The sequence below is a fragment of the Chitinophaga eiseniae genome (assembly GCF_012641265.1).
In the GTDB taxonomy this organism is placed as follows: Bacteria; Bacteroidota; Bacteroidia; order Chitinophagales; family Chitinophagaceae; genus Chitinophaga; species Chitinophaga eiseniae_A.
In genome coordinates, this window is the sequence record NZ_JABAHZ010000009.1 from 1 (window position 1) to 25,549 (window position 25,549).

30 protein-coding genes are annotated in these 25,549 nt (G+C 48.6%); 26 read left to right on the forward strand and 4 right to left on the reverse strand.

Annotated elements, in window-relative coordinates; translation table 11 throughout:
- The 3 genes from HGH91_RS26760 to HGH91_RS26770 all read right to left on the reverse strand — a co-directional run.
- On the reverse strand, positions 1-1,735 hold a 1,735-nt coding region (locus HGH91_RS26760), incomplete at its 3' end, for a S8 family peptidase (protein ID WP_168742158.1).
- A 14-nt stretch (positions 1,736-1,749) separates the two neighbouring features.
- Positions 1,750-3,246, reverse strand: coding sequence for a hypothetical protein (locus HGH91_RS26765; protein ID WP_168742160.1), 1,497 nt, complete (start codon positions 3,244-3,246; stop codon positions 1,750-1,752).
- 8 nt (positions 3,247-3,254) lie between these two features.
- Complete coding sequence (locus tag HGH91_RS26770; protein ID WP_168742162.1) at positions 3,255-4,265, reverse strand: T9SS type A sorting domain-containing protein; 1,011 nt, start codon at positions 4,263-4,265, stop codon at positions 3,255-3,257.
- Positions 4,266-5,184: 919 nt separating this feature from the next.
- On the opposite strand from HGH91_RS26770, the gene HGH91_RS26775 reads away from it, so the two are divergent.
- The 24 genes from HGH91_RS26775 to HGH91_RS26890 all read left to right on the forward strand — a co-directional run bounded on the left by HGH91_RS26775 (position 5,185) and on the right by HGH91_RS26890 (position 24,207).
- Positions 5,185-5,694 carry a hypothetical protein gene (locus tag HGH91_RS26775; protein WP_168742164.1) on the forward strand — a complete coding sequence of 170 codons (510 nt, stop codon included), beginning with the start codon at positions 5,185-5,187 and terminating at the stop codon, positions 5,692-5,694.
- 20 nt (positions 5,695-5,714) lie between these two features.
- Entirely contained in the window at positions 5,715-5,918 is a 204-nt protein-coding gene (locus HGH91_RS26780; protein ID WP_168742166.1) for a hypothetical protein, read from the forward strand.
- Between the two features lie 118 nt (positions 5,919-6,036).
- Positions 6,037-6,225 (forward strand): hypothetical protein, encoded by a 189-nt coding sequence (locus tag HGH91_RS26785; protein ID WP_168742168.1) that lies wholly within the window; start codon positions 6,037-6,039, stop codon positions 6,223-6,225.
- Entirely contained in the window at positions 6,222-6,701 is a 480-nt protein-coding gene (locus tag HGH91_RS26790; protein WP_168742170.1) for a hypothetical protein, read from the forward strand. Before HGH91_RS26785 ends, HGH91_RS26790 begins: the two co-directional genes overlap by 4 nt.
- Positions 6,702-6,705: 4 nt before the next feature.
- The gene (locus HGH91_RS26795; protein WP_168742172.1) at positions 6,706-8,514 is read left to right on the forward strand and encodes a hypothetical protein; all 1,809 of its coding nucleotides are present in this window, start codon (positions 6,706-6,708) and stop codon (positions 8,512-8,514) included.
- A 47-nt stretch (positions 8,515-8,561) separates the two neighbouring features.
- On the forward strand, positions 8,562-9,233 hold the full coding sequence (locus HGH91_RS26800) for a hypothetical protein (protein WP_168742173.1): 672 nt from the start codon (positions 8,562-8,564) through the stop codon (positions 9,231-9,233).
- Between the two features lie 53 nt (positions 9,234-9,286).
- On the forward strand, positions 9,287-10,021 hold the full coding sequence (locus tag HGH91_RS26805) for a hypothetical protein (protein WP_168742175.1): 735 nt from the start codon (positions 9,287-9,289) through the stop codon (positions 10,019-10,021).
- 4 nt (positions 10,022-10,025) lie between these two features.
- A complete protein-coding gene (locus tag HGH91_RS26810; protein ID WP_168742177.1) occupies positions 10,026-10,583 on the forward strand; it encodes a glycoside hydrolase family 104 protein in 558 nt (185 codons plus the stop codon).
- A gap of 4 nt (positions 10,584-10,587) precedes the next feature.
- The gene (locus HGH91_RS26815; RefSeq protein WP_168742179.1) at positions 10,588-10,962 is read left to right on the forward strand and encodes a hypothetical protein; all 375 of its coding nucleotides are present in this window, start codon (positions 10,588-10,590) and stop codon (positions 10,960-10,962) included.
- Positions 10,963-10,964: 2 nt separating this feature from the next.
- Positions 10,965-11,483: a hypothetical protein gene (locus HGH91_RS26820; RefSeq protein ID WP_168742181.1), complete on the forward strand. Its 519-nt coding sequence runs from the start codon at positions 10,965-10,967 to the stop codon at positions 11,481-11,483.
- Positions 11,468-11,779, forward strand: a complete 312-nt coding sequence (locus HGH91_RS26825) for a hypothetical protein (protein ID WP_168742183.1) — start codon at positions 11,468-11,470, stop codon at positions 11,777-11,779. Before HGH91_RS26820 ends, HGH91_RS26825 begins: the two co-directional genes overlap by 16 nt.
- Positions 11,780-11,788: 9 nt before the next feature.
- Positions 11,789-12,598 carry a hypothetical protein gene (locus HGH91_RS26830; RefSeq protein WP_168742185.1) on the forward strand — a complete coding sequence of 270 codons (810 nt, stop codon included), beginning with the start codon at positions 11,789-11,791 and terminating at the stop codon, positions 12,596-12,598.
- Positions 12,598-12,780, forward strand: a complete 183-nt coding sequence (locus tag HGH91_RS26835; protein ID WP_168742187.1) for a hypothetical protein — start codon at positions 12,598-12,600, stop codon at positions 12,778-12,780. Before HGH91_RS26830 ends, HGH91_RS26835 begins: the two co-directional genes overlap by 1 nt.
- A 2-nt stretch (positions 12,781-12,782) precedes the next feature.
- Positions 12,783-13,490 carry a hypothetical protein gene (locus HGH91_RS26840; protein ID WP_211092443.1) on the forward strand — a complete coding sequence of 236 codons (708 nt, stop codon included), beginning with the start codon at positions 12,783-12,785 and terminating at the stop codon, positions 13,488-13,490.
- 33 nt (positions 13,491-13,523) lie between these two features.
- Positions 13,524-14,579, forward strand: a complete 1,056-nt coding sequence (locus tag HGH91_RS26845; protein ID WP_168742190.1) for a peptidoglycan-binding domain-containing protein — start codon at positions 13,524-13,526, stop codon at positions 14,577-14,579.
- Positions 14,580-14,589: 10 nt separating this feature from the next.
- Positions 14,590-15,054 (forward strand): hypothetical protein, encoded by a 465-nt coding sequence (locus HGH91_RS26850; RefSeq protein ID WP_168742192.1) that lies wholly within the window; start codon positions 14,590-14,592, stop codon positions 15,052-15,054.
- Positions 15,055-15,127: 73 nt separating this feature from the next.
- Positions 15,128-15,769, forward strand: a complete 642-nt coding sequence (locus tag HGH91_RS26855) for a hypothetical protein (protein WP_168742194.1) — start codon at positions 15,128-15,130, stop codon at positions 15,767-15,769.
- 82 nt (positions 15,770-15,851) lie between these two features.
- The gene (locus HGH91_RS26860) at positions 15,852-16,076 is read left to right on the forward strand and encodes a hypothetical protein (protein WP_168742196.1); all 225 of its coding nucleotides are present in this window, start codon (positions 15,852-15,854) and stop codon (positions 16,074-16,076) included.
- A 64-nt stretch (positions 16,077-16,140) separates the two neighbouring features.
- On the forward strand, positions 16,141-16,791 hold the full coding sequence (locus HGH91_RS26865; protein WP_168742198.1) for a hypothetical protein: 651 nt from the start codon (positions 16,141-16,143) through the stop codon (positions 16,789-16,791).
- A 14-nt stretch (positions 16,792-16,805) separates the two neighbouring features.
- Positions 16,806-17,030 carry a hypothetical protein gene (locus HGH91_RS26870; protein ID WP_168742199.1) on the forward strand — a complete coding sequence of 75 codons (225 nt, stop codon included), beginning with the start codon at positions 16,806-16,808 and terminating at the stop codon, positions 17,028-17,030.
- Positions 16,999-17,592 carry a hypothetical protein gene (locus tag HGH91_RS26875; RefSeq protein ID WP_168742201.1) on the forward strand — a complete coding sequence of 198 codons (594 nt, stop codon included), beginning with the start codon at positions 16,999-17,001 and terminating at the stop codon, positions 17,590-17,592. The genes HGH91_RS26870 and HGH91_RS26875 overlap by 32 nt, the downstream gene beginning before the upstream one ends.
- A gap of 5 nt (positions 17,593-17,597) precedes the next feature.
- Entirely contained in the window at positions 17,598-17,792 is a 195-nt protein-coding gene (locus HGH91_RS31695) for a DNA cytosine methyltransferase (RefSeq protein ID WP_168742203.1), read from the forward strand.
- Positions 17,707-22,728, forward strand: a complete 5,022-nt coding sequence (locus HGH91_RS26885; RefSeq protein WP_211092444.1) for a strawberry notch C-terminal domain-containing protein — start codon at positions 17,707-17,709, stop codon at positions 22,726-22,728. The genes HGH91_RS31695 and HGH91_RS26885 overlap by 86 nt, the downstream gene beginning before the upstream one ends.
- 18 nt (positions 22,729-22,746) lie before the next feature.
- Positions 22,747-24,207 (forward strand): hypothetical protein, encoded by a 1,461-nt coding sequence (locus tag HGH91_RS26890; protein ID WP_168742207.1) that lies wholly within the window; start codon positions 22,747-22,749, stop codon positions 24,205-24,207.
- A gap of 71 nt (positions 24,208-24,278) precedes the next feature.
- On the opposite strand, the gene HGH91_RS26895 is transcribed toward HGH91_RS26890, so the two are convergent.
- The gene (locus HGH91_RS26895; RefSeq protein ID WP_168742209.1) at positions 24,279-24,518 is read right to left on the reverse strand and encodes a helix-turn-helix domain-containing protein; all 240 of its coding nucleotides are present in this window, start codon (positions 24,516-24,518) and stop codon (positions 24,279-24,281) included.
- Positions 24,519-24,908: 390 nt separating this feature from the next.
- On the opposite strand from HGH91_RS26895, the gene HGH91_RS26900 reads away from it, so the two are divergent.
- Both HGH91_RS26900 and HGH91_RS26905 read left to right on the forward strand, forming a co-directional pair.
- Positions 24,909-25,151 (forward strand): hypothetical protein, encoded by a 243-nt coding sequence (locus HGH91_RS26900; RefSeq protein WP_168742211.1) that lies wholly within the window; start codon positions 24,909-24,911, stop codon positions 25,149-25,151.
- Positions 25,152-25,240: 89 nt separating this feature from the next.
- Positions 25,241-25,510 (forward strand): hypothetical protein, encoded by a 270-nt coding sequence (locus HGH91_RS26905; RefSeq protein ID WP_168742213.1) that lies wholly within the window; start codon positions 25,241-25,243, stop codon positions 25,508-25,510.
- Positions 25,511-25,549: the final 39 nt, after the last annotated feature.

Consider the following 25,549-nt stretch of genomic DNA (forward strand, 5'->3'; position numbering starts at 1 on the left):
TGTGCCATATTTCCCAGTTACGGGCATCTACGGTAGCCTGGCTGTTCGGCTCGTCCAGCATGTCTACATAAGAATCACGCATTGCGAAGTCACTAAGAGCAGCCGTATCCAGCTGAATGCGGATAATCTTATCAGCCACTTTCTGCGCTACAGGATCGCTGTCATAAACCGTCAGATGATAATACAGCAGCTTACCGCCCGTGGCGGCTGTTACCGTTGGCTGTAGTGCCTTAACATCATTTAACGTTGCTTCATTACCCGGTATAGGCACCCAACGGGCGGTAAAGGGAGCAGTACCGTTTGTAATGACCGGGGTCAGGTGCGGCACCACACCATTACTGCTGTAGCCCGGTGCGCATATGGTATTGAACTCGAGGCCCTGTATAAACATGGTTTGAGTAGCTGCGTCATTACAAGAGAAAGTATGAAAATCAGCTTTTGCAACGGCCGCGCCTGCCCTTAGTCCCCCTGCACCCAGTCTCCCTGCATACTTGAGGTTTTCCGGGTAACCCAATATGGAATCATTGGCAGTACTTTTTAATATCCATTCAAGTTGGTATGGGGAAAGACAGCTGTTTACGCTGTGCATTAATCCTGCCACTCCAGTCACTTGCGGAGCTGCGAAAGAAGTGCCAGTTCCGGCTAAGGGCAGGTAATGCCTTGAAGTATCTGCACTGTCTGCGGCAATAGCCCCCAAATCAAATGCAGGTGCGCATATATCTACACGGGTGTTATGTTGATAGCAGTGGTTAACCGAATCACCTTGATAGCATTCGTGCGCTCCCTGTACATTATAGTTTGTACTGCCATTGCGGGCATTTGCCCACCCTACATTGGTTACGGACATAACGTGATCCAGCGACGCAGGTGTAAAATATTGCCCTGCAAAACCCGGGCTTCCTGTTTGCCCGTTGCCTGCTGCCGCTACAGTCAAAGTGCCATTCTCATAAGCATACTGGAGATTAGTTTGATCATAAACGGTAGTATTAAATATGTAGCCAAGATCAAAACCTGCATTGGTGCCCCAGCTGGCATTAACAGCTGCACAGTTCCGATCAGACATGCTGGCCAGTACATCCGTACTTTTAATACCTACAAGGTCGAGCCTGCAATTGAAGCCTACACCGGGATAAGCATAATGATTGTCTGTCCCTCCGGATGCGATACCGGCCACCGTGGTACCATGCCCAAAATCCCATGAATAATTAGGGGGCACATTATACGTAAGCCTTTTTACTTTATAATTCTGTAAATCGGGATTGGCCATATCAAAATAGTTGTCTGATATACCGATCACTGTTCCAGTATCTCCTTTAGAGATATCCCATGCGTTCGGCATACCGATGTAGTTGAGATAGCCATAGTTGCCATACCCCCAATCGTTCGGGTAGTAGGCAAGGTTTTGCGGTGTGCCATGCAGTTCATAGTATGGGAACGCAGCAGGCCAGTTGTTTTTAAGGGCCACAGCAAAAGCTTCATCCCTGCATTGCAGCGCATACACATGTTGCATAAACTCAAAGCGGTGGTTGGGATATAGCTGTGTAAAGCCTGTTACGTTGTACCGGCTTACCAGTACATTAGCATCCGCAATCGAAAACGTAGGCACCCCGGCAGATACCCTTGTAATGGTTGCAGGATTGGGGATAGAAAGGTAAACCGTTACCTGCGCATTGGATAATACAGGCACATAACTTACCAACAGCGCAATCAGCGCCGCATAAAATTTAATCTTCATTGTTGTTTAGTTTTTTAGTGATGAATAATAATCTTCCGTATTATGGGTGAGAAAGAAGGGGTAAACTGCAAACGGAGCAGGTATAGGCCGTTCGGAAAGCCTGCTACATTCAGGGTGCTATTATTTACTGGGAGATGGGCAATACTCCTGCCGTCGATGCCATACAGAAGAGCATCTGTAATTGCAGCATTGACAGGTGCATTGATGTAAAGTAAGTCCGACACTGGTAATGGGTACAATGTAATATCCGGGTTAATTCCTGTGTGTAGTTGAGGAATAATGAGGCGGCCATCTGAATGGTAACGTGTAATGATAGCATTAGATTCATTTGGGGTTGTTCTATCTGACCAGCCACAGGCCAATGCTTTGCCATCAGTTTGTAATTTAATATCAAGCATTCGTTCATTTTTCACGCCAATCGGCGTAAAAATTTTGCCATACTGGCCGAATGACGAATCTAAAGTGCCATTGGGTTTAAATTGCATTACAGCCCAGTCTTCATTGTTGGCAGTAGTGTAGCCGCCAACAACAATGCTGCCATTGCTTCGTAACGCCATACAGGACGCAACACAGGTATCAGCAGCAGCAATGCCGTTCATGCCAAAGCCGCTATCAATTGCACCATTGCCTAAAAATCGCTGTAATACAAGTTCTCCATCAATAGCGCCGCCTAAAATAATTTTTCCATCAGGCTGCAATACGATTGCCTTGACATATGTTAAAAATCCGTTAGCACCAAATACAATGCCTGTGTGATTAAAGGTTGTGTCTATTATCCCCGCGGATGTGTACCGAAGACAGGCAAAAGAACTAATCTGTTGACTATTGTAAGCCTGTGTTGCAATCAGAATTTTCCCGTCAGGCTGTAGCATCATAGCACCCGGGGAGGCTCCATATCCGCCAGTAAAATTGACAATCTGGCCGTTGATGCCAAATGTGCTATCTCTTACACCTAATGAATCAAAACGAATCATAGCAATAGCATCCCCTGCGCCAGTAAGAGCTGTTCCCATTAGGATAATCTTCCCATCAGATTGTAAGGCCATATCATATTGACTGTTCTTTGAACCTGTAGTAGTGGTAATTATACCGTCAATACCGAATGCGCTGTCAACTTGCCCGTTGCTTTTAAAACGGAGTAGTGAGAATTTTTGGGTTCTATCGCCACCGGTAAGGATTTTTCCATTAGAGAGCATCGCAATGCTCTTCGGCCAAAATCCCAAAGTTTCATAGGCTCTCGTGTACATCCCATTGGTTGCAAAACTGCTATCAATGTTGCCATTGGGAAAATATCTCGCAAGGATGGCCTGTCCACTTTTTAAACCAGCGACTACAATTTTGCCATTCGGTTGTATAGTAACCGCATCATATTGAGCGGCATAACCTGACGGCGGAGCATAAGTAACTTCCCCATTGATCCCAAAACTGCTATCAAGACCGGAAGGCTGGGCATGGGAAAGCTCGCAACCGATGCAGAAAAATGATAGCACTAAAAAATATACTATTTTCATAAGACATATCAATACTGTGATGTTACAGATAGTTTTAATGAACGTACATAATTATCATCACCCTGAATACTGAGCAAGTAAAGTCCATTAGTAATCCCCAACAAGTCTACTCTGTATTGTTGTTGTCCGGGCGCATTAAATTCCTGCTTTAGTAGTTCTCTGCCTTGCATATCGCTAATAGCAACCTGCCGGACGTTTTTCCCATTAATCAATACATAGGACGACGCAGGATTGGGGTATACAAAAAAAGCAGCTGCCTCTAATGAGGTGCTATTTACCGTAGTGTGCTTAATTCCCTCGTCGCATTCGCCTGTCGTTAAGTGTACGATTGTAGTGCTATCGCTGTAACAACGGATAGCGCCGGAGCATTGCGCTCCATCATCAAAATACTGCCAGCACGAAAAACATTGGGGTAAGAAGCCCGTCCCTACACTGCCTATTTTCTCTGCATATGCACCCGATTTACTACTTTGTGAGAAGGAAAATGCAATTCCTCTACTTGGGCTTATATTCCTTGTAAAAACTGTTTTCAAGTGTGAGGTATCATATAATACAGTTTTTATGGAATCAACAATAAATGTTGTTACGCTATCAGTATCCCTGTTGAAATAGTTCCAGCCTAAAGGATCATTATCGTTGAGGAAATATGGCCCGGTTGGGTCAAATACAGGAAGACGTAAGGTGTCTCCAGCCTGAACGTTAAACACATACAGAGGCGTGAATCGGTGAAATATGTTGTTGTAAACAAAAACGGTATCCGTATTATCGTAAACATATAGATCAGCCTGATTGTAAACATGAAACCCTGACTGATAATAGAAGTCTGCTGTGATGGCTTTTTGTGTAATTCTTCTACATGCCTGTCCCTGAATGGTTGCATTCCCGGTTACCTGATCATGAAAAACTCCATAACCCTGGTTATGATACCATTCGGCTCCCATCGGGGCAAATATAGTCTGCGAGTATGCGCAAGCACTTAATGAAATCACAAACAATAGAACAAAGCAAAAATTTCTCATAAGCAGGGATTGAATTAAAGTTAAATCAATTTAACATCGTAAGGATCACGGTAATGTCCAAGATCATCCCATATCAACAAAAAATGACAATAACCATCTGTTTAAGTCCACAATAGTTAGGGGTTCCTGTTTGATCAAAGTAATTAATGATACTTGCAACCTATTTGCAAGTATTGGCTTACGCTTTATATTCCCGGATATAGTGAACGTTCAGCCAATCTATGAAAGACTGTATATCATCCGGTTCAAAGCGTAGGATGTTTTCCCTGTCTTTTAGGGAAAGGATAAAGGTTTGAAGGGGCTGCACGTACCTAAAAGCAGAAATTTGATTCGCTTTCACAGGTAACCCGGGATAGGTGTTTTCACTAGCTGATACTGTTGGGTTCATAACAATGGTTTTACATGGCACAAAAAATACCGTAGGTTTCGTAGTTACCCGTACCTGAGGCCGTCGAAAGCCCTGCACACAAGTAACACTAACGCCTACGGCTTGCCGCAGGCGTTTAGCATATACTTGGCTGTGTGCTAAATTTTCGACGTTTCAGGTACAGCCTTGTTTTGCTAAACGCAAATATGTTTATTCAATTATAACGTTAACGATTATACGCTTTTAATTTCAGACGGCAATATTAGGTAATACATTTGAAAAATTATACCGGCAAAAAACGGGAGCCAAAGTTTTTTAATTCTTTTCAATTCCGGTCAAATGGAAATCAACTTGCAGGCAAATAGTTTTCAAATGGTGGGTAATCCATCCTGAAAGATTTGTGCAATTTTGATCAATTCCTATAAAATGGTTTTCATTCTGCCTGTATCTTACAAAATGATGCTATTGTTTTTAAATGCTGTACAATCATAGCAAAAGCTATCATCCGCGCTAGCGGCTTGTTGCAGCTTTGTGTTATCAAACGATAAACACATGGCCCGCATCATTCACTTATCATCACAAACACCGCAGCAAATAGTAAACGCGTGCTGGCAGTTTGCCCGCGCCGTACTATGGGCAGAACAGCCCATCGGTGAGCAGGAGCAGCAGCGCAGCATTGCATTAATCCGTCAACACCTGGACTATCCTGTAATTACCGAATCCTCCTTTATCTGCTTCTGTGAGCGCATCCTGCTGGCGCGGGAGGCCCAGCTCACCGGTCAATCCGGCTACCTGTCGCAACCCTCCGTCTGGCTGCATCCGAATTACCAGGAAGGATATACCGGCACCCGGCAGGCGTATGATCAAATGTTACTCAGACGCGCGGCTGTGCCGGGATACCGGGAAGAATACATGGTATTCAGTAAGCACTATTATCGCTATGCGCTCTACGCCCGCACCTGCGCCATTGCAGCCTGCCGCCGAAAGCTGCTGCGCCTGAAAGCATATGGTCTGCTCACACTTCTTTACCGTGCTATTATTTACTGCAAACTCTCTCATTAGTCACCACTTATTCTTATCCCATGAATACCGCTACAGCGGAGCCGGACAGCTCCATTGAACTGCGCGCTTATACTACACGCGCCTTGTCCAAAATCTATGGTGTAGATGAACGGACGTTTAAAAAATGGCTTCAACCTTTTACCCGTGAGATCGGTGAAAAGCGGGGCTATTATTTCACCATAGCACAGGTGCAGATCATTCTCGACAAGATCGGCCTGCCATAAAAACAGCACATAAAACAACCATTGTAAAAGAGTTTGTAAAAAGTGCGCAAATGTCTGCCAATGCTGAAAAGTACGTTTTTGCGACACCTGCATCTTTGTAAAAACAATGCTACAGCACATGGAAATAAAAACAGATAGTAACGGACATTTCAGCAATGTACTGCTCACAGGTACACTGTTGCTGGCAAACATAGATGTTAGCGGGTTAGTGGACTATGGCCTGAAGGCGCTTGTTGGCGGCGGTATCTGGCTTGGGTTCAAGATCGCAGCCGATTACTTAGACCGTAAACGTAAGGCAGGCCAATGAGCGCCGGAAAATTACTTGTCGGTGCAGCCGTTGTGGGTGGTGCGGTAGCTGGCGGCAGTTATTTCTATAACATGCGCCGTGCTTCCGTACAGCTGGAAGTAATCCCCAAAGCCTATTTACACACGCTCAACTGGAATGGTCTTACCGTGCGTGTGGACGCGTTGCTGAAAAACCCGACCCGCGCACGTTTCAAGGTCAAGTTCCCTTACATACGCCTAATGTACGGCGATACGCTGATGGGCAGCAGCCAGGTGATCAACAAAGACATACAGATACCGGCATACGGACAGGTGATTATTGACAGCATGATGGTAGACATACCCGTCCTGAGCATTGCCAGCAGCGTGTACCACATTGTAAAATCACTCTACGCCAAAGAACCCATACAGTTCAAGGCACAGGTGATCACTACGATCAACCTGGGCTGGAGCCGGATTCCTTACAGTAGCAACGCAGACATCGTACTGAAAAAATAACGGCATGGAAGCAACGAAGAAAAGAATCATTGAGGATGGCTCAAAGTATGATCACCTGTTCCCTCGCGCTGCCGGTGATACAACAACGATCAGGAAAAATGCCGGTTTAAACGACACCCTGGTCTTTATGAAGAAGATCATTCCTGCAACCCTATACCAGACCGCCAGGATTGCGGAAGTGCTGAAAGGTCGCAGTGTACAAGATTCCTGCCGAAATATATGGCAGTTTGTGTACCGGCATATCGACTACAAAAAAGATAAAGAAGGATTTGAACAAGTGCGCAGCCCTAGCCGCGTATGGATGGACAGAGCAGAGGGCGTGGATTGCGATTGCTATACAACATTTATCAGCAGCATACTTTGCAATTTGCATATACCGCACAAACTGCGCATTACAAAGTACTCCTACGACCACTTCCAGCATATCTATCCTGTAGTACCGCAAAAACGTGGCCATATCATAATTGATTGCGTCACTGATTTTTTCAACTACGAAGTTCCATTTTCTGAAAAAAAAGATTTTAATATGGAATTGCAATATCTCAATGGACTGGATGCAACGCCCTACAGCAGCGCAGAAGACCAGGTTTTTTTCGGCAGTGATGAATTCGGCGAGTTAGGTCTGTTCGGCAGACGCAGAAGAAAACGGCAGGCTGCCGCTGAAGAAGACCCACTTAAAAACCCCGATGCCGTTCCCGGCACCGGGAAGAAAAAGAAAAAGGGCTTCTTCCGCAAGCTACTTAATGTGACCAATAAGATAAACCCGGTAACACTGGCACTGCGCAATGGTGTATTGGCAGCGATGAAGCTGAACATCGGCAAGATCGGTAGCCGCCTGCGCTGGAGCTACCTTTCGCCAAACGCCGCACGTGCAAAAGGCATTGACATGGGCCGGTACGCACAGCTGGTCAAGACAAGGCAAAAGCTGGAGGATATTTTCAGCAATGCAGGCGGCAACCCGGTCAATATGAAAAAGGCCATCCTCAAAGGGAAGGGCAATAAAGATCACGCGGTAAACGGGCTGCTTGGCCTCGGCGCATTGGTACAGGATGAAGGCATTATGCAGATGAGCATACATACACCGCTCCCACAGTTGCTCGGCCCTGAAATCTATTACGATGAGAACGTACACGGCATGGATGGCTTTGCAGGGTTTGGGGAGCTGGGTGAACCGATCACCCTTGCAACCGTAGGCGCAGCAGCCGGTGTAATTGCAGCAATTGCCGCCTCTTTGAAAAAGATCGGCGACATCTTTAAAGGAAAAAAGACAGAAGGCTCCGAGGACTTTTCGGAGGAAAATACCAACGCTGCTGCCAGTGAAGTAGCAGCGGTAAAGAATGCTGCGCCCGCAGCGGTAGCCAATAGCCCGGCTGCGCGTGCCGCCGCTGCAAGTTTCAGTACAGATGACAGCGCACCGGCCAGCACATCTACTGATAATAACAGCCCTGCCCCTGCTTCGCCTGCTGCGATGGCAAGAACCGCACCGCCCAGTGACAGTAACGCAGATAATGGCTCAGACGATAATTCAGGAGGCGGTGATACTGCGGGCAAATCGCCAAACGGTACAAAACCTCCTGCCAAGAAGAATTTTTGGGAAGACAATAAAAAATGGATCGTCCCCGCCGGTATAGGTGTTGTCGTTTTAGGTGTTGGTCTAAAGCTGATGAGCCATAGCTCTGCTCCCGCACCTGCTGCGCCGGCCCGTGGCAGATCACTGAGCGGTGTTCCTAAAAAACGAAAACATCCCAAGCGTAAACCTGCGAAGCGCAACGGCCACGGTGGCCACCATAAAGCAGCGGTAGCGCTGCTATAACAAAAGGCACAGACACACAACTATGTTCACCTGCTTAACAATTACCAATGGCAAAACAAAAGAATAACCGCTACCATCAGGCGGCGTTAAAACAGAAAGTAAAAGAGCATTTGCAGGCACGCCTGCATACCAAAGGGCTGGCGTTCAATAGCGCCAAAGAAACGGGTAAAGACCTTTTGATCGGCGTATTGGGCGGTGGCCTTGTTGCTGCGCTGCTTGGTAGGTATTCCCTGCTTGCCGGGTTGGGCGTTACTTACCTCGGACACTATACCGGCAACCCGATCACCTCATCTTTTGGTCTGGGTATGATGGCCAGCCCTAACCTTGTCGGCGGCGCTGTAAACGGATTGGATGGCCTGGACGGGGTAAAAGAACGGGTGCAGGCATTTAAGGAGAATATGATGCAGCGCACTTTCCTCGATAAAGTCATTAAGAAAAAAGAGACGGTTAACGGCACGGTCGGAGAAATCCAGTATTTCGACTATGGGCAGATGAACGGCTCGGATAACCCGGAACTATACGGCGACCTTGCCGTAGAGAATGGCCACCCGGAACTGATGGGGGCATTAAATGACATTGATAATGCCATAGCAGATGCCGGTATGATGCGGCTGCAAGGCACCGGCGTTGGTGCGTTGGCATTAGATACTGACAATGTGGGCGCTGCCCCGGATATGGACAGTATGGGTTATGCTGATGTAGCAGACTATAATTTCTAAGTCTCCTCGTTACTTCATTCACCATTTACAATTCACTACAAAAACGATACAGTATGTTAGGTATGGAAGGACTGGGCAGTCTCGCTGCCCTCGATGAATACAACAATGCCGGTGCGCTGTTCGGGCTGGATGGCGCGGAAGGTGAAGCGCTGTTGGGCGCACTGCGCCGGATGAACCCTATACAACGCCAGCGCACCGTCAACAAGCTGGCCAGCCCTGGGCCACGCTCCAAAGGCTCCCGTGCCGAAATGGAGAAGCATTTCAATGAGCTGCCGGACTATATTCAGAATGGCCTGAAAGATGGCACCCTGCGCCTTGCAGATACAATGATCTATTCTATTAAGCCGGTTACTTCCCGCACGATAAAAATGTGGGAGACGCAGGACGACCGTGAAGTAGGGCTGCGCAATATCTCTAATGCAAAGCTGCCCAAAAATCAGGCACTCCTTGTAAGTGGCATCATGCTGCTGGCGGGTACTGCGGCAGATGCGACAAAAGACAAAGTGGTCGCTACGGATTTCAAAGCGCTGGAGAATTTTCCTGCTATCGTCAACGGTGAGTTTAACCTGAAGGCCAATAAAAAACAGTTGATACCGGAAACCTCCATTGCCATTTTCAAGACGCAGAACTTCCACTATGTCCCGATAGGCTACTACAAGTTGTCCAATCCGCGCCTTGTAACCGATGATATCCTGATCGAACTGACCGTGGAACTCGGAAGCCAGGAAGGGATACCGGCGAACACCTATATCTACTGCGCATTACACGGTACGATCACCACACCGTAATGCAATGCGCTGGCAGGTAGCCCTTGCAGGTTGCGCACTGCTCACACCTGCACTGATCTTACTATACCATACCTCCTATGCCGCCAGCAAAAGGCCGCCGGTAGCGATACCACCAGCCAGTAAAGGAACTCGTAACCTTAAAGCCTTCCTGCTCACGATACAATATGCAGAAGGCACCTATGGCGCAAACGCCTACAGAACCCTTTACGGCGGCGGCCTTTTTTATTCCTACGCAACGCATCCGGCAACGGCTATACGTAGAAATGGCATTACCAGCACGGCAGCAGGTGCTTATCAATTTCTGTATAGCACCTGGACAGCACTGCAACAGGCATTAAGGCTGCCGGACTTTTCACCGGCTTCGCAGGACAGGGCGGCGGTGGAACTCATACGGAGAAAGGGCGCATTGGAGGATGTACTGGCAGGACGCATAGCAGCAGCCATCTATAAATGCCGCAAGGTATGGGCTTCATTTCCCGGCGCGGGTTACGGACAGGGTGAAAGGCAGCTGTCATCTTTATTAAACGCTTATCAACGCTTTGGCGGAACGATTACAAACTGAGTATATGAGCATCGTAAAAAAACGCTTTGACGTGCAGGTGACTACTGAGGGGCAGCTGATCACCCAAACCTTTGAACTGGACAAGAACATTACCACCATAAAGGGTATCCTGCTTACTTCCAATGCAGATGACCTGCTGTACTATCGCGGCTCACAACGCATCGAGATCAACAAGTACGAAGTAGTGCCGGACAACTATGAAAGTAAGTTGCTGATGAGCGGTATTAATCTTTCTCCTAATCAGCGCTGGTATGAGGTAGGTGATTTGCCTGCCGGTAACGGGCAGGTGAAGATCACCTTTACAGACAGGATAGACACCCGTTTCACATTTGATACGTACCGCGTATCGCTGTACCTCAACTGCGTTCAACAAGATTAGCCATGTCCCGTAAACTACTAAGTACCGTTTTATGCAGTAATGTACTGGTGCAAAAGCGCGGCGAGCGTGTTGCTTTCCAGATTTTACTCCCGCGTGATGTGGTACGTATCACGGGCATCGAAACAGGTGTACGTAGTCGCTATTGCAGGCCGGTGGTGGCCTACCGCCGGGAAGATACGGCGGGGCTGCTCACCCTTCAGGCTTCCGGTACACTCGGTCATTGTTACAGCAGTTACGTGAAAGTAGACCAGAACTACCAGTTACAGCAAGACCTGGGCTACCAAAAATACATCGCCGGTTTTCGTTATGGCAATGACCTGCTGGCCAATACCGTTGCAATGGGCGCACACCGGGAGCCGGACACACTGGATATTGTCGCCCCGCGCGTTCTGCTCGGCACTTATACCGACCAGTGGGGAGATTCGATGTGGCGCGATATGGCTTACCGCTTATCCATTTACTTATGGGTTACCATCAATGACGAGTACAACGAAACATCAGCATTATGCACGGAGCAATAGTAATGGATTATATCAAAAGCCGGATGGCGGAACTTGGCCATGCGCAGTACAGCCTGCGGTTACGGCATTTTGTTATACCGCCGTCAGGGCAAGGGTATGACTATGTACCGGGGCAGCTGATGGTGCTGGTAGAGCCGGTGGAGCTGGTCAGCATTGTCAGTGATGCGGGCTTCTTTGACCTGTCGGCAGCCAAATCCAATGAGTTGCAGTACGAGCATACCGGGATGGTCACCATTAGTAATTACGCCGGTAACCAAACGGCACATGTGCGCTTTGTGCAGGCCATTCCCAAATAAAAGACCGTTATGCCAATTGTAGAAGAAAAATACGACCAGAGCAGGATCGATAGCTTGCGCCGCAGTTTACAGCGTGAAGCGGATAAGGGTAAGCCGCGTGACTATGAAATTATCGTGGATGGGTTTAAGGTAGTGCCGCGTACCAATGTGCTGGATGAATTTGACGACTATGAACAGGAAATAAGAGATACCACCCGCAATGTTTCTTTCCTGCTGTACGATGGCCCTGCTACCAACCGTAATACCCGGTACTCTTTTTCCATGCAGCAGGGCAAGGCGCATCAACCGGAGCAGGCGGCCACCCTCGGAGAGATCGACCAGATCGTTGCGCAGAAGCTCACAGAGCGGGAACGGGACTATGAGCTTGCCCGCCTGCGGGAGCAGTTGCAGCAATCGCAAGGACAGCTACAGGAATCCGAAGAATACGCAGAGCAGCTACAGGAACGCATTACACAGCTGGAAGCGGAGCAGAAAGGAAAGATGCTGAAGCTGGGCGACCTCGGTGCATCTGTACTGATGGGGATATTGCGCAACAACGCAAAGAACCTACCCGGCGGTGAAGCGCTGGCGGGTCTGCTGGGTGCTTCGGATGCGACTGCCGGCACCGAACCGCCCACACAGGAAGGCGCGGCCAGCTATAGCAGGACAGAGACGATCGATGAACAGACACGAGGCCGCATCGCATTGCTGCAACAGATGCAGGAGCGACTGGATGAACCGCAGCTGATCGGCGTACTGACTGTAGTAGAACATCTATGTGAGCATCCGCAACATATCGCTACGGTCGTTGAATTATTACAAACCAAACAAGCAGCGTAATGAGTAAACACAATTTTACGGTCACCATCGAGGCCAAAACCGCCGCAGATGCAGAACAGAAGATCAAAGCGCTTACTGCCCTTGCCGGTAAGCTGTCCGTAAGGGAACTATCCAAACTCGCCCATATCGTGCAGCATGACCCCGTAAAGACCGCCCAAGCCAAAATTTACCTTAACGTATAACCGTGTACCAGCAGTATCCTACATATAACTGTAACGAATACACGCAGCCGCAGGGGATGACCTTGAAGGAGAAGCTGGTATTGGGCGTTGCCGGGGTCGTGGTGCTGGGCGGCGCGGTGATCCTTGTGCGCCGGATGATCAGAAAGCAGCAGGCCGATGCCACCGAAAGGCTTACTTACCTGGACGGTAGTGCAGCCACCTATGCCAAGCAGATAAAGATGGCATTTGCCAATGATGGCTGGTGGGGTACGAACATGGCAGCACTGCGTGAAACCATCGTCCGTATCCCTTCCAAACAGGTGCTACGGCAGACGATGACCGCCTATCAGAAGTTGTACAATCGTTCGATGCTGCGTGATATGGAAAGCGAACTGCAATCCAGCGAGTACAGTGAGATGCTTTCCATCATTTCCGCTAAACCGGATCAGTATAACGCAAACGCATCTACGCAGGTCACATTGGCACAGCTGCAGGGATGGGCAGGCAGGCTGAAGGCAGCTTTCGATAAAACCTATGGCCCGATACCCGGAACGGACGAAGCAGCGATCAAGGCGGTTTTTAGCGAGATACCCACGCAAACTGTATTTGCACAGACCGGCATTATCTACAAGCAGATGTATGGCCGCGATTTGATCACAGACCTGAAGGGCGAACTCGAATTTTGGGAATACGGGCCGTATATGCAGATCATACAGGGTAAACCACGCTAAGGAGCTACCGTAGCGGTTTTAAAAACAAATGCAATGGCAAAAGCAAAGAAAAAAGCAGCAGGCAAAAAAATAGCCAAGCCACAAGCACCGCGCGGAGCGCGACCTACGGGATCGGGTGCCGGAAAGATTGTGATCACCACATTGGCAGTAGGTGCTGTTGGAATACTTGGTTATCTCGGTTGGCGCTATATCAAAGCAAGGCAGGCAAAGAAGAACGGTAATCTCGATGAAGCACTCCTCAAGGCACAGCCGGGAGGCTACCAGCAGCCAGACAGCGCACTGCCTACAGTGAATACCAATATGGAAACACTGCCATCCCTGCCCGGTGGATTCCCCATACCGGATAGTACGATCAAGCCGCCACCTGTATTTACACCGAAAGGCAGCCGGACACGTACCGCAACGGGCAGTGACTTTCCCCTGAAGCGCGGTAGCAAGGGGGATAATGTGCGCAGCTTGCAGGAAGCACTTATCCGCAAGTATGGCAGCAAAATACTGCCGCGCTATGGTGCCGATGGTTCTTTCGGCGCGGAAATGGCCACAGCGCTTAAAAAGCTGAAAATGCCTGCAACGATCAGCGAGACATTTTTTAATGTACTCACGCAAGGTAGCAGCAGCGGCGCATCTGGCGGTACTGATCTTTCCGCACTGCCTGCAAAACTCTATAGTGCGGTATTACGCAGGGATTTTAGCACCGTGCTTTCTCTACTGGCTAATATCAACAGCAGCACAGATTACAGCACCGTCAGCGACGGCTTCAAACAATATCGTATCAACGGTGTGCGCCAAACATTGGTCAATGGCCTGCTAAATGTTTTTTCTTCCGAATCGCAGAAGCAACAACTCCGACTGGCGTTTGCAAAGATGGGGCTTACTTACGATGGCAGCAGGTGGAGCATTTCGGGGCTGGACGGGATACCGATCATAACGGTAGTTCCGGCAAAAATATGGATTACGCCCACCACCGCAGTTCATGTGCCTGCCCGTATGGTACTCGGCCAAGAGGTAGCCCGCAAGCTGCAATACGTCATGTTCTCCAACGGCGGCAGGCACTTTTTAGTACATCAGAATTGTATCAGACACCTTTAACTGTTTTATTATGAATATCCGAAAAACACATTGCAATTGCCGTGTAAAACAGCGCCACAGCGCCTTTAAGGCCACAGGGAAACAAACCTTTCCCAATTCAATCATCAGCTATATCGTGGTGCATACCACCGGCACCAAACCGGGAATGCTATTAACAGACGTGGATGCGTTGCCCTATCACTACCTGGTCACAAAAGGCGGCAGGCTCATTAGCCTCAAACCCGTACAGGCAAAGGACGGTACGATAGAAATAGCGTTGGTTGGCGGTATGGATAAAGCGGGTAACCGCGTGGACAGCCGTAGTGAGCTGCAAAATGAAACGCTGTTTAGTACGCTCATCTTACTTTCAGAGCGCTATCCACAGGCGAAGATCGTGGGAGCCGATAAAGTGTACGTCTATCCTTATGCCAATCCCGGCTTCGACCTTAGTCAGTGGATCGCCAGCTATATACCTGCTGTCCTGAATGCGGCATAGCGCCACATAATCTCAAACAAATTATTATTCACAAAAATACTCCCTTCCCATTGGGGAGGTCATCGGAGGCTTTATGTTAGAACTATTAAAACAATGCCTTTCACGTAAAGGCTACCGATTTTTTTCGCGCCCGCACGAGCTGAACATCATAGGTGTCCGTGCATCTTCCAATATACCGGACGCATTTGACGATACGCTTTGCGTCTTCTACCACGATGGCACCAGCTGGCAGTTTCATAGTTACCCGGCTACCACCGATCCGGGTATGCACTACCTCCGTCAACCGATCAACGGTGCCGGTACTGCTATCCTGAAAGCCGGGCAGTATGAAAACTGTTATGGTGTTGGACTGCACAGGGGATTATATACTGCACTTGTTCAGATTCGGCCGGTAAAGGTGATTCGTGATTTTAATAAAGATGGTGTGCTGGACTTCCGTTCCGGCAGGGAAGAAACCGGCATGTTCGGCATCAATATTCACCGCGCGGAACAGTTGGGCATTACCAAGCGTGTTGCAGGTTATAGCGCGGGATGCCAGGTCTTTGCCAACGCCTCCGACTTTAATGCGTTCATGACGCTGTGCCAGCAGCACCGGGCTATTTACGGCAACAAGTTCACCTATACACTGATAGAACAGGCAGACTTACCGGCAGCGGGCGCAATGGCAGCCCGCGCCGGTGGCCCTGCCGCCGCGTTGCAACACCCTTTGCCGTAACGCCGCTGCTACTCATTACCGGGACGACACTGGCGGCATCCGCATTGATACTCTATTTGCGCTTATCCAAAACATCTTCTTTATGAAACAATTTTTATCAGCATTGATGCAGGATAAAAACGGGCAGTATTCGTTGCGTGAACTGGCTGTCTGCATCCTGCTTATTGCACTGCTTGTGGCCTGGATTGCACAGCAGTTTTATAATAAAGCTATTCCCGAATCCATGTTTTTCACACTGGCCAGCCTTGTAGCTGCCGGGTGCTTCGGTTACAGCATGGAACGACGGCAGGTTACCGAAAACAATTGATCACTACTTAACCACATCCACACAGATGCAAGCAATAAAGAACCTCACTCAAAAACCGTTTGTTATGAAACTTGTCACCACCATGCGCGTCTTGTTCTTTATCCTCGGCGTTGTTACTACGATCAGCACCAGCCAACTGTTTAAGAGCTGCCGCGATCCCGAACCAACGCCGGTAGCTGTACCGCCATCAGCGGAACAGGTGCAGCAGCAAAAAGTGCTGGCAGCCTATGATCAGCGCATTGCGGCACTGACGGTACAAAACACAGGGTTGCAACAGCAGGTAACAGATAACAGGGCTGCACTGAACCGTACCAAACGTAAAGCGGCAACACTGGAAGCGCAGTTGCAGCAGCAGGTAGCAGACATACCAGCTATAACGGATACAGTCACACTACTGACCAACTGCGATAGTATCGTACAAACAGCGGTGGCCTTTGCCGCATCTGCTGTACAAAGTGACAGCCTGTACCAACAGCTTACCGGTACGCTGGAACAACAGGTGCAGAACAGGGACAGCACTATTGCTGTACAGCAGGAGCAACACAACTACCTGCAACTAAATTATGATCGCAACCTTGCCCAGCAGCAACTACTGTTATCTGAAAATCTGCAACTGCATAAGGACATAAGGCGGCACCGGGTAAAGAACCGGCTGTTATCTGCGGGGCTGCTGCTGCTCAGTGGCACCGCCACCTATATGGCATTGCATCATTAGCTATTGCGATCAATATGCAAAAAACAGACAAGGTGGTCATATCGGCCACTACACTTATTACCTCGCTGCTGTGCTACTCCTATGCAAAAGATAAGGGTAAAGACGCGGCTCCTTTTGTGATGGTGGGCGCATTTATCGGCAGCCTTATCGGAGAGGCGCTGGTGGAGCAGATGGGCAGCGGGCAAACCTATAAACAACTATCAGAAAATGGGTATAACAGGAATCCGGGTACTGGATGACGGCAACGTTATCCGTATCATCAACCCAACCGGCACAGAACTGCTGGTACATAAAACACAGGTGCGGACAATTGACACGGTGCAAGATACCATACGCATTGACATGGGAGAAGGGGCGCTGCATCATGTGTACATCAAATATACGGATGTTACAGAGCCGCAGCTGCCGGATATATCATCGCTGCTGGCTGCCGTAAAAAATATGCTGTTCCAGAAGATTACCATCAGTGGTGGCGGCGTTGGCGGCGATGCAACTGCCGCAAACCAGCAGGTACAAAACGACCTGCTCACCAATATAGAGACGACGATGGTCGAGATAAAATCTATCCTGTACGGCAACAAGATATTGGATGCACCATTACGCATCGATGAAAGCGTTCCCAATGTTATTTACTATGGTTATGCTATCGCCGGGACCACCAGTGACAAACCGGAATGGGCGATCAAGCGTGTCACCCGAACCGGTGATTTGTATGTCTACGAATGGGCGGGAGGTAACCAGGCATCAGTCAATATATGGGACAGGCGATATGACCTTAGCTATCAAAAGTTAGCAGGTTAATTCCTATGGTATTGTTGGATTTGTTCAGTGGTGCAGGAGGCTTTGCGTTAGGTATGATGCAGGCCGGTTTTAAATTCAGCGCTCATTATTTTTCGGAGATAGATCCGCACGCCGTTGCCTGTTACCGGCCGACTGACACCACTGGAATGCGAACGCCTGCAAGGGTTCCCGGACGATTGGACACTACATGGGTTATATGAAGGTGATGTGAAAGATATATCCGATACGCAGCGGTACAAGATGATGGGCAATGCGGTAAGTGTGCCGGTGGTGAAGGTGATCGGTATAGGGCTACGCCGCGTGTTGCGGTCTGCACTGGATGGCATAGAACGAAATGGAGATAATATGGGTCTTGATATGAACAAGGAGCTGTTTGTACGGCGGATGCAGGAAAACCTGCTGAATGCAGACGGTAAAGAACACACACGCACAAGTCTTGAAAAACTGGCTGCAACACAGTACCGTATCACGGACAAAACTGATGTCAAGGAATTAACGGAGCTGGCTATTGTACAGGCAGCACGTTATTATGCACATGGCAGCGGAACAGACAAGGAACGGTTTGACCGCATCGTGGATTTGTATAACAGGCAGGTGAGCCTATCGCATCGTACCAGCCAGTCTATCCTGTTGCAACAGTATTCGACACCCGCACCGATTGGTTACCTGATGGGGATATTCTGCGGTGTAGATATTGCGCGTTACAATGAATTGTTCTTTGAACCCTGCGCCGGTAACGGGCTACTGACAATAGCCGGAAAGCCGCAACATTTTATCGTCAACGAAATTGACCCCGTGCGCAATGCCAATCTGCGCGCACAGGCATTTTACCAGACTATAAGTGAAGATGCCACGCGGCCATTTGCAAAATGGCATAAGCGCTTTGACGCTGTGCTGACCAATCCTCCTTTCGGAACACTGGATAAGCCGGTTTATTTTGAGGATTACCGCATTTCCAGCCTCGAACACCTGATGGCTTTGTATGCGCTGGATACGATGGCCGACGATGGTAAAGCCGCTGTCATTATTGGAGGGCATACAGAATGGGACAAACTCGGGCGCATACAGGCCGGAAAGAACCGCATCTTCTTCAATTTCCTGTATTCCCGCTATTATGTTAAAGATGTGATCAACATTGATGGCCACAGGCTGTATAGCAGACAGGGAACAGCTTTTAATGTCCGATTGATTCTCATTGACGGGAGAAAGCCTCGGCCACAGGGAGTTGCGCCACTGATGCAGCCAATATGGGATGTGACGGTACGCAGCTTCGATGAATTATATGAACGGGTAATGACAGCAATGGGGCAGGCCACACATAACATACCGGAGCATCCTGTAATGGTTGCTGCTGAACGAACAGATGAAGACATGAAACTGGATAAAAAGGCCGCCGCCGTACTAGAGCGGCTCAAAATGCTGGCCGCGCCGCTCGGCGCACCTTACCTGCCCGCCTCACAGGCTTGTGTTATACTAAATACACAGGTGCCGGACAGTATGGCCTATGAAACGCAGGCAGCGCTGGAGCGCATCCGCAGCGAGGTAGGTGGCGATATGGACAACTTTGTACGCCATCGGCTCGGCTATCGTACCAAAGTGGAATTATGTAAGGCGCTCAGTGCAGAGCAGATCGATGCGGTAGGCATGGCCATCTATAACATAGAAGCGCGTGGACAGGGCATGATCATCGGCGATCAGACCGGTATCGGCAAGGGGCGTGTGGCCGCTTCCGTTATTCGTTATGCGGTGGAGCAGGGATTAAAGCCGGTTTTTCTTACAGAAAAGGCCAATTTGTTTTCGGACATATACCGTGACCTCGCGGCCATCGGCAGCGGGCAGCTGCGCCCCTTTATCATTAATGCCAAAGAGAGCAAAACGGACATAAAGGATGAAGACGGCAATGTCGTGTACCAGGCACCGGAAGCTGTACAGCAGAAAGAGATCATCCAAAGCCGTGAGCTGCCTGCCGCCTATGACTTCATTGTGGCCACCTACAGCCAGTTTAACAGTGAAGATAAAAAACCGGAAAAGCCCGGCTTCCTGCGTGCAATGGCTGCTGATAATATTTTTATACTGGATGAAGCACATAATAGTTCTGGGTCTTCTAATACCGGTATGTTCATGCAGGGCATTGTAGCTGCAACGCGCGGTGTCATCTTCCTTTCCGCAACTTTTGCCAAGCGCCCGGACAATATGCCCATCTATGCGATGAAAACAGCCATTGCGGATTGTACGATGAGTAAAGACCAATTGGTAGAAGCTATAGCCGGGGGCGGTGTGGCCTTACAGGAAGTACTGAGCGCCCAGCTGGTAAGCGAGGGGCAGATGCTGCGCCGGGAACGTTCTTTTGAGGGTGTGGAAGTGAACTATATCTCCCTTACCGATATGGCTGAAGAACACCGCGCCATTGCAGATAATATTACGGCCATTATCCGCGATATTATTGCCTTTCAGAAAAATTATATAGACAAGCAGGTGGATGAGCTGGACAAGATAGCCGCAGCTGAAGGAAAAGAAGTGGAGCTACGCGAGGGCACTTCCAAAGCCGGGGTGGATAACCTGCCTTATTTCAGCAAGGTATTCCAGATAATCAACCAGCTGCTTTTTTCCCTGAAAGCAGATGCCGTTGCCGATCGCACGATCATGCGCCTGCAGGAAGGCAAAAAGCCGGTTATCGCTTTTGCTTCTACGATGGGCAGCTTTATTGAGACGCTGGAAACAGGTACCGGTCTGCCGGTATCGGATGGCGACACGATCAATGCCGACTTTTCTGAAGTGCTGTGGCGTGGGCTGGAGGGCGTTTTACGCTATACAGAAAAGGATGTTAACGGCGCTTCCATTCACAAAAAGTTCTCCCTTGATGAATTGGGTGACGGCGCTGTTGCGGAGTATGAGCGTATCAGCAGTTGTATCAAAGAGGTGTCCACCGGGCTTACCATATCACCTATTGATGTCATTGTCCAAAAGCTGAAAGCTGCCGGTTACAGTGTAGCAGAAGTGACAGGACGTAAGTACCAGTTGCAACTGAACCGGCAAACCGGTATGGGGCTGGTACTGGCTCGCAAACGCATTAATACCAATGATGCCTTTCGCCGGTTCAACAATAACGAAGTGGACGTACTGATGATCAACCAGAGTGGCAGTACCGGCGCGTCTGCCCACGCCATACCAACTGCGAAAGTACCGGCCAGCGAGGTACGCCAGCGTGTAATGATCGTATTACAGGCAGAACTGGACATTTCTACGGAAGTGCAGAAGCGCGGGCGCATCAACCGTACCGGACAAATTCTCAAACCTATCTACGACTATATTACCAGCGCGATACCGGCAGAGCAGCGCCTGATGATGATGTTACAGAAGAAACTAAAAAGTCTTGATGCCAATACCACCAGTAACCAAAAGCAAAGCACCAAAATCCTGGACGTACCCGATTTTCTTAATAAATACGGTGATAAGATCGTTAAGGAATATCTTATCGAAAACCCGGAGGTGAATACATTACTGGATGACCCTTTATACCTCAAACGTTCGCAGGAAGACAGTGAAGGTAGTGACCCTTCTTATAGCGAAGATGCGGCGCTACGCGTAAGCGGGCGTGTGGCCGTACTTTCTGTAAAGATGCAGGCCGATTTTTATATGGAGGTTAGCCAGCGGTATAATGATTACGTGGAATATCTCAGGCAGGTGGATGAGTACGACCTGGAAGTGGAAGCGTTGGAGCTGGCAGCAGAAACTACCAGCGCCCGTGTTATTAAGATGGGTAATGGCGCAGGCAGCGTATTCGGCACAGACAGCATTTTGGAAACAGTGATGGCCAATGTGCTGCGTAAGCCCTTTACCCGCGAGCAGCTGAATAATATGCTCTTCGATGCGACCAAAGACGGCACACCGGAAGAGCAGCAGCAATCACTGATCACAACCTACAGCGAAGACTGGCAGCAGCGGCTGGATACGGAGCTAAGTGAAGTGAACGGGTACTATGATGAATTGATAAAGGAAGTACCCAACGAGAAAGCCATAAAGAAGCTGCCGGCCGGTACAGATCGGTCACGGGAGACAATTGCAGCGCGAGAGAAAGAGCTGGAGGAAGCCCGTGAGCAGAAATTACAGCGCGTGGAGGTGGTTGCAGAAAGCAAAAAAAGCTACATGCTGCGCCTGATGCGCTTCTTCTATGTTTCCCGTGTGCTGGACTATCCGGTGGAAAGCTATATTGGCGGTAAGGAAACCATACCCGCTATCTTTTTAGGTTTTGCCATTGATCAAAAAAAGAAAAACCCTTACATCCCTTCACAGGTGAAACTGCGCTATGCCATCGCAGGTAGCATGAAATATATTGTGCTGCCTGCGTCCATGTCGGCGGAGCTGCTGGAAATCATTGGGGCCAGCGTTGACACGAAACAGGCCGCCGATAAAGAAATACTGCTTACCGGCTGGGCAGATTTTGTAAAGAAAAGCAGTGTAGACCGCAGCAGGCGTTACCTGATCACCGGCAACTTGTTACAGGCGTTTGCAGACCACAAGGGCAAGCTGGTGAGCTATACAACCGTAGACGGGCAAACGAAAAAAGGTATCCTGTTGCCGGAAAACTGGAATCCAGGCGAACAGGTGGCCGATAAGGTGACTGTACCCATTATCAAAGCATTGCCGCTCATCCGCTCTATTGTAAGCGGGGGACAGATGAACACGGATAATGGCCTATCTTTTTTTAAGAAGGGCGATCAGTTCCGCGTCATTGTATCCGGTTCCCGGCAGCGTGGGGGCGATATTTTTCTCGATAAGGATCTCCTCGCCTTAGTGAACGGGAACAATTTTGAAAAAGTGTCCAGCAACATGAGCGCATGGCTGCCTGAAGCGGGTATTAATGATTTTGTGCGTATACTCGGTGAAAGACATGGTATTTCAGTAACCTTGAACAATGCGCAGTTCAGCCAGCTGGAACAGGGGAATATCTATACGGCTACACGAAGACATGTTATCCCGCCACTACCTGTAGATGAACAGGCAGAACAACAAGCCCGTGAACAGCAGCATGCGGCACAGGTTGAGCAACAGGACGATGAACTGGATATGCTGGAACTGGAATCGAAAGCAATTATCATTAAACTCAAGCTACTGGCGCTGCGAAACGCTGCCTAACTATTAATTCAGAAGTGTATGCTTACAACAGACAATTATTTTGCCAGTATAAAGAACATAGACATCAGCAGCCTGCCGGATGCCTTGCAGGAAAGCCATAACCTGATTGCGCAGGCTACAAAGAACGGTAGCAGTTGGAAAAGCTATCACAGTAGCGCCACTTTCCGGGAAATGGTGGATTTACATTTTCAGCAGCTGGAACATTATATTCAGGGAAAGAAAAAAAACGCTGCGGCAAAAACTGCACAAAGGGAAAGAAAACCGGCTACCATCATAGAGAAAATCAGCACAACAAACCGTCATACAGAACCGGGGGATGAACCGCAGCAGGTATCGCGCATCCAGGAAGAACTGCGATTAATGCGCCGTTTTGTCAACCTGCATGGAAAAGTAAAAACCAAAGAACAGCTGCTAACCTTTATCAATACTTTGCAAAAGGCGATCGTTGAGAAGCGCATCCGCAAAACATCGCAGTGGGCGGAGCAGATTGTCTACATGCAAGATAGGCTGCTGGAAACCTACAACGACATGAAGGGCAGTAAGACCATTCACCTAAAGCCGGAAACGCTCGATACATTCAAAAAGCTCATAGGTATTGAAGTGATGCTACCTTCTGTTAGTTTCATCAAGCGCTATATCGAGATGCATCAAAAAGGTGGTATGAAAGAACGGGCGAAGGTACTGTTATCATCCATAGATAAGGCTATCAACGGGGGTAAGGTTCCCGGTAATGATCCTTATGCACTGGAGCTGCAATCCGTAAAAACCAACCTGCAAAACTTTATTGCTGATAAAAAACTAAAGGTGCTGGATATAGAACCTGCTGCGCTACGTGGGCTGCAGGGCGTATTCTCCGGTTTGGGGTGCGCCTGCCAGTCGCTGAACGGTACAGGCGATATGCCCACCGTGATGAACAGCCTGGATTTTGTAAAGCTGGAGTTCCCGACCATAGGCTTTACCGGCAAGTGGCTTGACTTTATCGGAAATCCATCTCCCGGTTTTACGGTAATGGTATTCGGGCTGCCCAAGTTCGGTAAGTCTACACTGTGCATTGATTTTGCGGGATACCTCGCAGAGCAGCATGGCCGTGTGCTGTATGTGGCCAAAGAAGAACGCCTGCACCGTACTTTACAGGACAAGATAAAATCCATGCGGGTAAGTCATCCACGGCTGGACGTTTCATCTATATTGCCGGAGAACCTTGCACCTTATGATTATATCTTCCTTGATAGCGTGAACCTGCTCGGCCTCTCTGTAGAGCAGCTGCGGCAGTTAAAGGCGCGGTATCCCGGCAAAAGTTTTGTCTTTGTATTCCAGTCTACGAAAACCGGTAAGTTCAGAGGAGAGAACAGCTTTCAGCACGATGTGGATTCGGTGGTGGAAGTACCGGAGTGGGGCAAGGCGCGGCAGTATGGCCGGTACAATCAGGGTGGAGAGATGGATATTTTTGAGGCGGATGAGTATCGGCAGGCAGCCTAACAGGTTTTTCAGGAATATGGTTCTACTCCAAAGCAAGCATTCTTTGCCTGCTTTTTTATGCTTTTTTCAGATCATTTACTTTCAGACAGGCTAAACGGAATCACATCATTAGGAGCAACTTTGAGCGCCCATATCAACTTCATAGCAGTGGACAGGCGTATATCGCTGGCCCCCCGCTCTACTTTTGATACCTGTTTGGGTTCGATACCCGCTACCGCAGCCAGTTCATCCTGGCTCCAGCCAAGTGCTTTGCGATAGTGCTGTACTTTTCTTCCGAACTCTACTATTTCTACTTTCTTATCTGTGGCCATATCCCACAAATACACATTAAAAATTTGGCATGTTTCGGGTATCATTGTACCCGAAATTCATTTTTTATCCTATATTTGATTTCAAAATGAGTTATATATACTCTTTTTGATTGCAGGCGTTTAAGTACATTTGCGATCACCAAGAGTATAAATAGGCTTCTCAAATATTAGTGTTCGCAGGGAAAAGTAGGACGTTCATTTTGCGATCGCACTAAGACAAGAGATGCCCATGCAATACTGCGTGGGCTTCTTGTCCGTTCGATCGCATGCCCTTCCTACGGGTTCCCTGTCGACGGCAAGGAGTACCACGCATTTTTTATGCCCCTGAATCCCTCCTTGCTTCTTTCTGCTATTTTTTTGTTGTTTTCTGTCTCTTAAACCCTCCCATATATGAAAGATAGATTATTATGGAAAGAAGTAAATACAGGTGAATTGCAGTCTGCTGACCTGTTCTCGCTGCTTAGGGCATCTGAAGATGTAATGACCGCAGAAACGGGCTTTATTGAGCGACTGGAAAAATTCAATCTTCCTGTTATATCCGCGACAGCTGCACTGCAATCCACTTGTATTATTTACCGAAATCTGGTAGTGTTGCTACTCGTTAAACTTAGAAAAACAGGAAAACAACCTTAATCCGTGCCGGTTCTATTGGTATTGGCGGTGAGCCGTAATAGCAATACCCCACATCCCTGAATCATTGTATTAAATCCAAATCTCATTTTATGTCAGAAAAAAAGCAATTCAGCGTAACAGCTGAAGTAGCAACCGCATTGTCGGAACTTATTGTAAAATCAAACATTCGCAGATTAAGCAAAGGATTGAGAAATCTGGTGATAGAACAATATATGTTGATGGGGAATGACCGCCCATATTGGTTTCTTGTGCTGCTGGAAGACCTCATGCCACTCTTTATTTTTTTTGACGAAACAGAGGCCGAGTTAATCCAGTACTACGAATACCTGTACCCCGACGAGGAATATCCATTCGAGTAGTCCCGAAACAGGTTGAAAAGCTGCGTTTCTTCCTTCCAT